Annotated in this window: 8 protein-coding genes and 1 riboswitch; of the genes, 5 read left to right on the top strand and 3 right to left on the bottom strand. The window is 64.0% G+C overall.

Annotated features, from left to right (window positions below; genetic code table 11):
* Positions 1 to 168: 168 nt before the first annotated feature.
* The gene (ppc, locus tag ACVOLI_RS19180) at positions 169 to 2,880 is read right to left on the bottom strand and encodes a phosphoenolpyruvate carboxylase (RefSeq protein WP_481615596.1); all 2,712 of its coding nucleotides are present in this window, start codon (positions 2,878 to 2,880) and stop codon (positions 169 to 171) included.
* Between the two features lie 391 nt (positions 2,881 to 3,271).
* Positions 3,272 to 5,773: an alpha/beta hydrolase family protein gene (locus ACVOLI_RS19175; protein ID WP_481615595.1), complete on the bottom strand. Its 2,502-nt coding sequence runs from the start codon at positions 5,771 to 5,773 to the stop codon at positions 3,272 to 3,274.
* Positions 5,774 to 5,889: 116 nt separating this feature from the next.
* Positions 5,890 to 6,008: riboswitch (S-adenosyl-L-homocysteine riboswitch) on the top strand.
* A 32-nt stretch (positions 6,009 to 6,040) separates the two neighbouring features.
* Here ACVOLI_RS19175 and ahcY point away from each other — a divergent pair.
* The 4 genes from ahcY to ACVOLI_RS19155 all read left to right on the top strand — a co-directional run bounded on the left by ahcY (position 6,041) and on the right by ACVOLI_RS19155 (position 9,320).
* Entirely contained in the window at positions 6,041 to 7,486 is a 1,446-nt protein-coding gene (ahcY, locus tag ACVOLI_RS19170) for an adenosylhomocysteinase (RefSeq protein ID WP_481615594.1), read from the top strand.
* A 228-nt stretch (positions 7,487 to 7,714) separates the two neighbouring features.
* Entirely contained in the window at positions 7,715 to 8,515 is an 801-nt protein-coding gene (locus ACVOLI_RS19165) for an aminoglycoside adenylyltransferase family protein (protein ID WP_481615593.1), read from the top strand.
* A 61-nt stretch (positions 8,516 to 8,576) separates the two neighbouring features.
* Positions 8,577 to 8,792 carry a DUF4287 domain-containing protein gene (locus ACVOLI_RS19160; protein WP_481615592.1) on the top strand — a complete coding sequence of 72 codons (216 nt, stop codon included), beginning with the start codon at positions 8,577 to 8,579 and terminating at the stop codon, positions 8,790 to 8,792.
* Positions 8,793 to 8,864: 72 nt separating this feature from the next.
* Complete coding sequence (locus tag ACVOLI_RS19155; RefSeq protein ID WP_481615591.1) at positions 8,865 to 9,320, top strand: GyrI-like domain-containing protein; 456 nt, start codon at positions 8,865 to 8,867, stop codon at positions 9,318 to 9,320.
* 128 nt (positions 9,321 to 9,448) lie between these two features.
* On the opposite strand, the gene ACVOLI_RS19150 is transcribed toward ACVOLI_RS19155, so the two are convergent.
* Entirely contained in the window at positions 9,449 to 10,213 is a 765-nt protein-coding gene (locus ACVOLI_RS19150) for an SDR family oxidoreductase (protein WP_481615590.1), read from the bottom strand.
* Between the two features lie 141 nt (positions 10,214 to 10,354).
* Between ACVOLI_RS19150 and ACVOLI_RS19145 the strand changes: the two genes are divergently transcribed.
* Entirely contained in the window at positions 10,355 to 10,717 is a 363-nt protein-coding gene (locus tag ACVOLI_RS19145; RefSeq protein WP_303748921.1) for a VOC family protein, read from the top strand.
* Positions 10,718 to 10,882 lie beyond the last annotated feature (165 nt).

Below are 10,882 nucleotides of genomic sequence, written 5' to 3'. Positions count from 1 at the left end.
CCCCCCCCCCCCCCCCCCCCCCCCCCCCCCCCCCCCCCCCCCCCCCCCCCCCCCCCCCCCCCCCCCCCCCCCCCCCCCCCCCCCCCCCCCCCCCCCCCCCCCCCCACTACACTCGGGCATTGCCGGGAAGGCCTCTGCCGAGCATGGCTCGGCACTACAAGGACTGCTTCAGCCGGTGTTCTGCACGCCTTGCGATACGCCGTTCACGCAGGCCACCAGCGCGCGCAGTAGACCTTCATCTTCGCGGTCGCTTGCACGCCAGCGCTGCAGCAGGTCCACCTGCAGGATGCTGATCGGGTCGATGTAGGGATTGCGCAGACGGATCGACAGCGCCAGTCGCGGGTCCTGCTCCAGCAGGTCCTGCTGGCCGCTCAAGCGCTTCACCCAATGCGCGGTCAACGCCAGCTCCTCGCGGATCAGCGGGAAGAACTGTTCGTGCAGTGGCCCGGCCAGCTTGGAGAACTGTTCGGCGATATGGATGTCGCCCTTGCTCAACACCATCGACATGTCGTCGAGGAAGGTCTCGAAGAACGGCCAATCGTGCGCCATCTCACGCAGGGTCTGTTCATGCCCGGCATCTGCAGCGGCCTGCAGGCCACTGCCGACACCGAACCAACCCGGAATTACCGCGCGTGCCTGGCTCCACGCGAATACCCACGGGATCGCCCGCAGATTGCTCAACGCCGCATCCTGGCCCAGGCGCCGCGAAGGCCGTGAACCAAGCGTCATGCGTTCGATCACATCGATCGGCGTGGCCTGGCGGAAGTAATTCATGAACTGCGCATCGCCGACAAAGGCGCGATACGCCACTGAACTCTGCTCGGCGACCAAGGCCATCACTGGCTTCCACTGTTCCTCGCGCGGCTCGCTGGCGCGCGGGCGCAGGCTGGCGCGCAATACCGCGCCAGCAGATTGCTCCAGCGAGCGCAGCGCCAGCGCACGGATACCGTACTTGCGATGGATCACTTCGCCCTGCTCGGTGACGCGCAGGCGGCCACCGATGCTGCCGCGTGGCGAGGCGTTCACCGCATGCGTGGTCTTGGTACCGCCGCGGCTGATGGAACCACCACGGCCGTGGAAGAAGGTCAGCTTGACCCCAAATTCCGCCGCCGTTTCCAGCAGCTCGACCTGCGCATGCTGCAGGCCCCAGCGCGAGGCGGCGATGCCGCCGTCCTTGCCGCTGTCCGAATAGCCCAGCATCACCATCTGCACGTCATCGCGCGCGGCAAGATGGGTGCGGTAAACCGGATCGGCAAGCAGATCACGCAGTGTAGCGGTGCCACGCTGCAGGTCGTCGACGGTTTCGAACAACGGCGCGATGTCCAACGGTACTGCGCCATCCGCATCGACCAGACCACCACGACGCGCCAACGCCAGCACCGCGAGCACGTCGCCGCGATCATGTGCCATCGAGATGATGTAGCTGCCCAACGCATCCGCACCGTGACGACGGCGTGCATCGGCCAATGCAGCGAACACCTTGTCCAGTCGCTGCCCGGCTTCATCCTCGCCACGCGCCAGCACTTCGGTGCCTGCGGCGTACGGCGACAGCAACTGCGCACGCGCCGCATCGCCCAGCGCGTCGAATGCCTCCTGCCCGCCCAGCACCTCGGCCAGCGCGCGCGAATGCACACTGGATTCCTGGCGCACATCCAGACGCGCCAGATGGAAACCAAAGGTGCGCACGCGCCACAGCAGACGCCGCACCGAGAACCAACCAGCGTGCTTGCCCTTGTTGGCCTCGAGGCTGTCGAGGATGAGCTGGATGTCGTGGATGAACTCTTCCGGTGACGCATATGCACCCGGAGCGTCTTCCAATGTCGCCTGCAGGCGCGCGCGCATGCGGTCGTTGAGCAGGCGGTACGGCATGTCGGCATGACGCGGGCGCGACTTCACCTGCGGCAGCAGTTGCTGGTACTCCTGCACACGCGCCTGAACTTCGGCACTCACACCAACCAGTTCGGTCGATTGGCTGAGCAGGCTGGCCAGCGCCACCATGTCTTTCAGGTACAGGCCGAGCACCGCGCTGCGCTGGGCGTTCAAGGTGTTGGTGATGGTGCCGGCATCCACGTTCGGATTGCCGTCCATGTCGCCACCCACCCAGGTACCAAAGCGCAGCAGGCGCGGCAACGGCAGGGTTCGGCCCCAGGTGTCGCGCAGCGCCTGTTCCAGCGATTCGTAGAACACCGGGATGACCCGGTACAGCACGCGGGTCAGGTAGAAACCGACATGCTCGCGCTCGTCGTCCACGGTTGGCCGCACCGGCGAGGAATCGGCGGTCTGCCAGGAGGCAGTCAAGGCCATGCGGAAACGTGCGGCATCGGCAGCCTGCTCGCCGGGCGTGCGTTGCCCGTCGAGGTTGTCGACCAACGCGGCAACCATCAGTTGTTCTTTTTCCAGCAGCGCGCGGCGCACGGCTTCGGTCGGGTGCGCGGTGAATACCGGCTCAATGTCGATCTGCGGCAGCCACTGCGCCAGTTCTTCCGGCGTCACCCCCTGCGCCTTCAGCGCTAGCAGCGCGTCATGCAGGCCTTCCGGCTGCGGGCGCTTGGTGCCTGCGCGCTGGTAGTCACGACGGCGGCGGATGCGATGCACGCGCTCGGCGATGTTGACCACCTGGAAGTAGGTACTGAAAGCGCGCACCAGCGCTTCGGCATCACGCGGCGAACGCCCGGCCAACTGCGCGCTGAGCGGAGCCAACGGCGCCTGGCTTTCACGGCGGGCAATCGCCGCCGTGCGCACGTCTTCCACCTCGTCGAGGAAACCGGGCGATACCTGTTCGGAAATCAGATCACCAACCAGTGTGCCGAGGCGGCGTACATCGTCGCGCAGTGGCAGGTCGGGGGTGGCGAAGACAACGCTGCTGCGGTACTCGTTCATCGAAGACGTAGAGCCTGGAGAGCGGAAACCCGTCAAGCCTACCGCAAAAATCAGCACAATTTTGCAGTGCACCAAACCTGAAACAGTTGCATTTGAATGTTGTCTGGCAGCTGTCCTTTTGGACAGAACGGTGCGCAGGATCAGTCAATTCGAGGACATGACGATACAGCGCTTCACCTGTAGTACCGAGCCATGCTCGGCACTACGTTGCTTCGCTCTTGCTCAAAGCCCCTCGCCCGCTTGCGGGAGAGGGGTTGGGGTGAGGGCGGCTTTATTGCTTTGGCCGGTAACGCCCCTGCCGAGCATGGCTCGGCACTACAGGAAGGCGCCAAAGGCTACCCCTCCCCAACCCTCCCCTTCGCACTACGTGCAAAAGGGAGGGAGCCGTTCGTCAGCGCTTCTTGCCGGCTTCTGCACCCAACCAACGGTCCAGCCAGTCTTCGCTTTCAGCCAGCATGGTCATGATCGATTCGCGTGCGCGGTAACCATGCGACTCGTTCGGCAGCATCACCAGACGTGAGGTGCCGCCCAAGCCCTTCACCGCGGCGAACATGCGCTCGCTCTGGATCGGGAAGGTGCCGGAGTTGTTGTCGTCAACGCCGTGGATGAACAGGATCGGGTCCTTGATCTTGTCGGCGTAATTGAACGGCGACATCTTCTGGTACACCTCCTGCGCCTGCCAGTAGTTGCGTTCTTCGGCCTGGAAGCCGAACGGCGTCAGCGTGCGGTTGTACGCACCCGAGCGCGCAATGCCAGCCTTGAACAGACGCGTATGCGCCAGCAGGTTGGCAGTCATGAAGGCGCCGTAGGAATGGCCACCCACCGCAATGCGCTCACGGTCGCCGACGCCACGCTTCACCACTTCATCGACCGCGGCCTGCGCACTGGCAACCAACTGTTGCACATAGGTGTCGTTCGGCTCGGTGTCGCCTTCACCAACGATCGGCATGGTCGGGTTGTTCAGCACCACATAGCCCTTGGCCAGGAAGGCCTGCGGACCCCAATAGCTGATGGCGTTGAAGCGATACTTGGAACCGCTGACCTGGCTGGCATCGGCCGCGGATTTGAACTCCGCCGGGTAAGCCCACATCAGCACCGGGCGCGGGCCATCCTTCTTGGCGTCATAACCTGGCGGCAGCAGCAAGTCGGCGGTGAGTTCAACACCGTCAGCCCGCTTGTAACGGATCTGTTCCTTCTTCACTCCACGCAGCTGCGGCAGCGGATGGGCGAAGTGGGTCAGCTCGACCGGCTGCGCGTCCTGTGCCAAGCCGCGGGCAACCAGATTGGCCGGTACGTCATTGGATTCACGGTAGGTGAGGATGCGGCCACCCTCGCCTTCGCTGATGCTCAAGGGCATTTCGTAGTACGGCGCCTGGGACTGGAACACACGCTCGCTCTTGCCGCTGGAAAGCTCGACGCGATCCAGGAACGGACGATCGCCTTCGGCCGACGCGCCCTCGCCGATACGGTAGAAGCTGTTGCCATCGGCACTCAGCTGCAACCGTGAACGGCCAGCTGCGTCGGTGCTCAACACCGGTTCACCCGGGTCGCCATAGCGGTCATCTTCCGAACGCTGTACCAACAATGTTGCTGCCTGATCCAGATGGTCCGGGGCGATCTTCCACTGCTTCACCTGACGGCTCTTCCACCAGTACTCATCCAGCAGCGCCAATTCGCCATTGGCCCAGGTAACCCCTGCGTAGCGCGAGCCCAGCTGCGCCAGCGTCACCGGCGGCTTGTCGAACGGCGCGGCCTGCAGCAGCACCGCATCGCGCACCTTGGCCTCACGCGAGGGGTCACCGCCATCCTGTGCCTCAGCCCACACCAGCGAAGCCGGTGCATCCGCGCGCCAGCTGATCGAACGCACGCCGGTGGGCACCGCATCGTTGCCGGTCGGCAGGCCATCCACCAGCGGCAGACGCGCCACGGTGTGCACCAGCTTGCCCTTGGCATCCAGTACTTCAATGTTGCGTGGGAAGCGGCTGACCGGCACCGCATAGGAGAACGGCCGCTGCACGCGCTGGCTCAACAGGTACTTGCCGTCGGGCGAGGCTGACAGTCCCAGATAGATGCCGGCTGTACCAACCGGGGTACTGTCGCCGTTGATCGACACCCGCACCGGCTGTGCCTGCAGGTAGTACTCGAACAGGCGCGCGTCGTCTTCGTTCTTCAACATGTCCTGGTAGGTCCGCACCGAGCGCACGCCCTGGCCGACCTCGGTCTGCTGCACGGCCGGGCCGGTCGGCACGCCATCGGCCTGCGGCGGTGCCCCCTGGCCTGCCGGACGCTGCATGACCAGCAGCGCGTCGCTGCCCGGCAACCATGCATAGCCGGTACCGACAATGCTGTTCAGGCGCTCGGCAACACGGCGCGCACTGCCAGCCTGCACGTCCACCAACCACAGTTCATTGGCCCCGGTCGCCGGGTCCAGCTGGTTGAAGGCCAAGTACTTCTGGTCCGGCGACCATGTCAGTGCGGCCACCGAGAGCGGCTGCGGCAGGCCGGTGATCTGGCGCTCCTTGCCATCGATGTTGGACGCCAACCACAGCTTACTGCCGAACGAGAAACGGCTGTCGGACACGGTTTTGGGGTGGATGCGCAGGCCGGCCAGCTTCAGCTCCGGGGCCGCGACCTGTGCGATCGATGGCAGCGCCGGGATCTGCAGCAGCGCAGTCAGGTCCCCTTTGGGCGACAGGTACAGGCTGGGCGCGCGCGGAGCATCCACCACCGCCTGCAGCGCGGCCGACGGCAGCCGGTAGCCTTCACCCTGCTGGGCGCCCTTCTGCGCCGCAGGCGGGGTCAGCGCCATGACCGGTGGTACTGCCAGCAGCAGGCCGGCGCACAACACCAGTGCGGCTGAAGCACGGCGGCGGCGGTGGGGAGACAGATTCATGGCGCATTCCTATTGGACGGAAACAATCCCCCAACTTAACAATCCCCCTCGCCCGTGGCCCCTGCCGTTGGTTGGGCCCGCAGCGCTGACAGCTGGCCGCGATATACTGGGCAGCCCGTTCCGAGGGGCGCTGCGACCGTTGGGTGGACCTGTCCACCGCCGCCCATGCTCTTGCATGGATTTCACCAACGGCCAGGCTCGGACGGCTTTCACGCAACAACGGCGCCCGGCGAACGCGAGCCTGCTCGCACCACACCGGAGCTCTAAATGAACGCTGTTGCCGCTACCTTCTCGCAGGAAGGTGATTACAAGATCCGCGATATCTCGCTGTCCGATTGGGGCCGCAAGGAACTGGACATCGCCGAGCACGAAATGCCGGGCCTGATGTCGATCCGCCGCAAGTACCAGGCCGAGCTGCCGCTGAAGGGCGTGCGCGTGACCGGCTCGCTGCACATGACCATCCAGACCGCGGTACTGATCGAGACCCTGAAGGACATCGGCGCCAACGTGCGCTGGGCCTCGTGCAACATCTTCTCGACCCAGGACCACGCAGCCGCTGCGATTGCCGCCACCGGCACGCCGGTGTTCGCCTGGAAGGGTGAGTCGCTGGAAGAATACTGGGACTGCACCCTGGACGCGCTGACCTTCACCCTGGCCGATGGCACCCTGACCGGTCCGGAGCTGGTGGTCGATGACGGCGGCGACGTCACCCTGTTGATCCACAAGGGCTACGAGCTCGAGAACGGCAGCAACTGGGTCAACGAACCGGCTTCCTCGCACGAAGAACAGGTCATCAAGAACCTGCTCAAGCGCGTTGCCACCGAGCGCCCGGGTTACTGGGGCCGCGTGGTAAAGGATTGGAAGGGCGTCTCCGAAGAGACCACCACCGGCGTGCACCGCCTGTACCAGCTGGCCCAGGCCGGCACCCTGCTGATCCCGGCGATCAACGTCAACGACTCGGTCACCAAGAGCAAGTTCGACAACCTGTACGGCTGCCGCGAGTCGCTGGCCGATGGCCTGAAGCGCGCGATGGACGTGATGCTGGCCGGCAAGGTTGCCGTGGTCTGCGGCTACGGCGACGTCGGCAAGGGCTGCGCTGCCTCGCTGCGTGCCTACGGCGCGCGCGTCGTGGTCACCGAGATCGACCCGATCTGCGCCCTGCAGGCCGCGATGGAAGGCTTCGAGGTCAACACCATCGAATCCACCCTGGGCCGTGCCGACCTGTACGTCACCACCACCGGCAACAAGGACATCATCCGCATCGAGCACCTGAGCGCGATGAAGGACCAGGCCATCGTCTGCAACATTGGTCACTTCGACAATGAAATCCAGGTCGATGCACTGGTGGCCTACAAGGGCGTGCAGCACGTCAACATCAAGCCGCAGGTGGACAAGTACATCTTCCCGAACGGCAACGCGATCTTCCTGCTGGCCGAAGGCCGCCTGGTCAACCTCGGCTGCGCCACCGGCCACCCGAGCTTCGTGATGTCCAACTCGTTTGCCAACCAGACGCTCGCACAGATCGACCTGTGGGCGAACAAGGACAGCTACCAGAACAAGGTGTACCTGCTGCCGAAGAAGCTGGACGAAGAAGTTGCCCGTCTGCACCTGGAGAAGATCGGCGTGAAGCTGACCACCCTGAGCCAGGAACAGGCCGACTACATCGGCGTGCCGGTCGACGGCCCGTTCAAGCCGGACCACTACCGCTACTGATTTGATTTGCCCTGCCCTGCTTTAGCCCCTCTCCCGCCCGCGGGAGAGGGGTTGAGGTGAGGGCAGCTTCAGCCGGTAAAGCTCCTGCCGAGCATGGCTCGGCACTACAGTCTTCTCGCGCACGCTGGAAGGGATGGAGTGAGGGCAAGCTTTGCAAGGAACGGGCGCCGCAAGGCGCCCGTTCTGTTTGCGGCACAATCGACCCGACACGATTGCCTGCCCGACGCCATGACTGCGCCTGTCCCTGAAGCCATCACCACACAGCTCACCCTCGCCTGCGAGGTGATCCAGCAGCAACTGGCAGCCAACCTCATCGCCATTTACCTGTACGGCTCCGCGCTCGACGGTGGTTTGAAGCCACTCAGCGACATCGACCTGCTGGTGATCGTGGCCCAGCATCCCGACACCGCCACCTTGCGATATCTGCAACGCGACCTGCTGGCGATCTCGGCGCCGCCTGGCCAGCATCCAACACTGCGTGCGCTGGAAGCGACGGTAATCGCACAAGCCGAAGTGACGCCTTGGCGCCATCCAGCGCGGCGCGAGCTGCAGTTCGGCGAATGGCTGCGACACGACATCCTTGCCGGCATCCTGGAACCGCCCATGCAGGATCCCGATCTCGCCATCCTCCTGACCAAGGCCCATCAGCACAGCATCGCCTTGCATGGCCCCGCCCTCACCGAACTGCTGCCTCCAGTGCCAGGACAGGACTTCAAGCAGGCACTGGCTGACACCCTGGTGCTATGGAACACCGCAGACGACTGGCACGGCGAGGAGGCAAACATCGTGCTCACATTGGCACGCATCTGGTACAGCGCACAGACCGGAAGCATCGCGCCGAAGGATGTCGCCGCGGAGTGGCTGCTGCAGCATCTACCGGAGCAGCATCACGCCGTTATCAGGCAGGCACGGCAGGAGTATCTCGCGCCGACCGACAGCCCTCCCCGCTGGCCTGCCGCTCCACTGGCAGCTTTCATTCACACCGCCAAGACACGCATCACGGAGATCCTGCAGGCAGGCGCCAACTGAGTCGCCAACAGGCAGGCTTTGCCGCATCATTGCCCAGCCCCGCTCCTTCAAGGAAACGCAGATGACCAGCAATGAAAAAGTCCAAGGGCCGGCATCGTATTTCCCGTCCATCGAGAAGACTTACGGCAAGCCGGTTGAACATTGGCTGCAGCTGCTTGACACGGTCAAGGACAGGAAGCACATGGAGCAAGTGGCATTCCTCAAGGAGCAGCACAAACTCGGCCATGGCCACGCCAATGCGCTGGTCGCTTATCGCCGCGCACAGCAAGGACACTGACAGGCGACCACCAAGCTCCCCACGGCAACCACTTTCGGCACACAAAGCTCCCCTCCAGCAAGAAGCCTCTCCATGCAACCCACCCTCATCGAGCGCCCGGCCTTCAACGTCATCGGCATGGAAGCAATCTTCAGCGAAGGCGAAGATGGCTATGCCGAGCTCTGGCAACGCTTCATCCCGCGCGAGAATGAAGTCACCGGCAAGATCGATCCCGTCGTCAGCTACGGCGTCTGCATACCGCAGGCCGACCGCACGCTGCGCTACATCACCGGTTTCGAGGTGAGCGAGATAGCCGTCATCCCGGAAGGCATGGTCCGCGTCCAGGTTCCTGCGCAACGCTATGCCGTTTATACCCACACTGGCACTGCGCCGCAGATCAGCGCAACGTTCCAGGCAATCTACGATCACCTGCTGGCCGATCACGGTCTACAGGCAAAAGACGGCGTTGACCTGGAACGCTACGACGCACGCTTTGACGATCCGTTCGATCCGGAATCGCAGATGGAACTGCATATCCCGATCCATTGATCGGCAAGCCAGGCAGCTTGCTCGCCGACTCCTGTTCTGGGAGTGCGGGAGTTTCAGCAGCTCCATGCACTCCGGCCAAGCAGAGCGAGCAGACGCCTCTCGGCGCCCGTTTCGCATGCGCCCCCGCATCAGCCGCGATGGATGGAAACCCCACCATCCACCAACATCGCCGCGCCAGTCATGAATGACGACTGGTCCGAGGCCAGGAACATCGCCGCCGCCGCCAATTCGCGCGGATCAGCAATACGCTTCAATGCATGCAGCTGTGCCACCTGCGCCATCGCTTCTGGCGAACCATTCATTTCATGCGCCATCGGGGTATCGGTGCCGCCAGGCAACAAGGCATTGACCCGTAGACCCTGCGGTCCGAACTCCGAGGCCAATGCCTGGGTCAGGCCGATGATCCCCGACTTGCTGGCGGCATAGGCCGCAGCCCCGGCGAAGCCCACCGTATGGCCGACGAAGGTTGAGGTGAATATCAGGCTGCCAGCGCCGCCGCGCAGCATCGCCGGCACCTGGTGCTTGGCAGCCAGGAACATCGCGGTGAGGTTGGTATCCAGCGTGCGCTGCCAATCGGCCAGCGCCAGCCCGGGTGTCGGTCCCAACGGCCCCATCATGCCTGCGTTGTTGAAGGCCACGTCCAGCCGACCGTACTGATCCAACGCCAGATCGACCAAGGCCTTTGCATAGGCCTCTTCGCAGACATCGCCCGGCAGACACACCGCAGTGCCGCCACTTCCGGCAATCTCCGCGACAAGCCGATCCAACTCGGCAGCGCGACGCGCTCCCAGCACAAGGGCCGCGCCTTCTGCGGCGAACAACACTGCTGCAGCACGGCCAATACCGGAACTGGCACCGGTGATGATCGCAACCTTTCCATGTAGCTGCTTCATGTAAGCTCCAATCGACATGGGAGCTGCATGCTGCATCCATGAAGGCGGCACTGCCCGCCAGATTCGGACACCAAAGCCTACGTCCAGGAGCTGTAACCGGAGTCAACGCGCGATGGCTGATATCACGCCGCAGGAGATGAGATGAGCGACTTCACCGATGTGCGCTTCACCCTCGCCGTACAGGATCTGGCCAAGTCCACCGATTACTACGCTTCAGTGCTCGGCCTGCAGATGGATTTCACCGCGCCCGGCTGGAGTTTCATGTCGCGCGGCAGCTTCCGGGTGATGCTGGGCGAATGCATCGACGCTACGCCGCCGCATGCGCTTGGTGATCACTCCTGGTATGGCTACATAACCGTGGCAGACGCCAGCAGTCTGTTTGATGAGTACCAAGCGGCGGGCGCGGAATTCACCCAGCCGCTCGCTGACAAGCCCTGGGGCATGCGCGAGTTTGGAGTGCGCACGATCGACGGCCACAGGATCATGTTCGGCCAGGAGCTTTGAGCCCGGCGGTTACGGGGTACTGGAGCGTGCTCACCGGGGGTGTTGTAGGAGCGGCGTAAGCCGCGAAGCCGGTGGTTCGTGAGATTTCATAAATATACGGTATTTAAGCACCGTCAGCGAAACCGCGGGGGGCCCCCCCGAAAAAAAAAAACAAATTTGTTTGGG

This window comes from Stenotrophomonas sp. STEN029 (assembly GCF_056760015.1).
This window is presented reverse-complemented; position numbering and strand designations above follow the sequence as displayed.

What these genes read in the sequence shown, in the direction of transcription:
- ppc (WP_481615596.1), bottom strand. Translation starts at nt 2,880, where the DNA reads ATGAACGAGTACCGCAGCAGCGTTGTCTTCGCCACCCCCGACCTGCCA.
- ACVOLI_RS19175 (WP_481615595.1), bottom strand. Translation starts at nt 5,773, where the DNA reads ATGAATCTGTCTCCCCACCGCCGCCGCCGTGCTTCAGCCGCACTGGTG.
- ahcY (WP_481615594.1), top strand. Translation starts at nt 6,041, where the DNA reads ATGAACGCTGTTGCCGCTACCTTCTCGCAGGAAGGTGATTACAAGATC.
- ACVOLI_RS19165 (WP_481615593.1), top strand. Translation starts at nt 7,715, where the DNA reads ATGACTGCGCCTGTCCCTGAAGCCATCACCACACAGCTCACCCTCGCC.
- ACVOLI_RS19160 (WP_481615592.1), top strand. Translation starts at nt 8,577, where the DNA reads ATGACCAGCAATGAAAAAGTCCAAGGGCCGGCATCGTATTTCCCGTCC.
- ACVOLI_RS19155 (WP_481615591.1), top strand. Translation starts at nt 8,865, where the DNA reads ATGCAACCCACCCTCATCGAGCGCCCGGCCTTCAACGTCATCGGCATG.
- ACVOLI_RS19150 (WP_481615590.1), bottom strand. Translation starts at nt 10,213, where the DNA reads ATGAAGCAGCTACATGGAAAGGTTGCGATCATCACCGGTGCCAGTTCC.
- ACVOLI_RS19145 (WP_303748921.1), top strand. Translation starts at nt 10,355, where the DNA reads ATGAGCGACTTCACCGATGTGCGCTTCACCCTCGCCGTACAGGATCTG.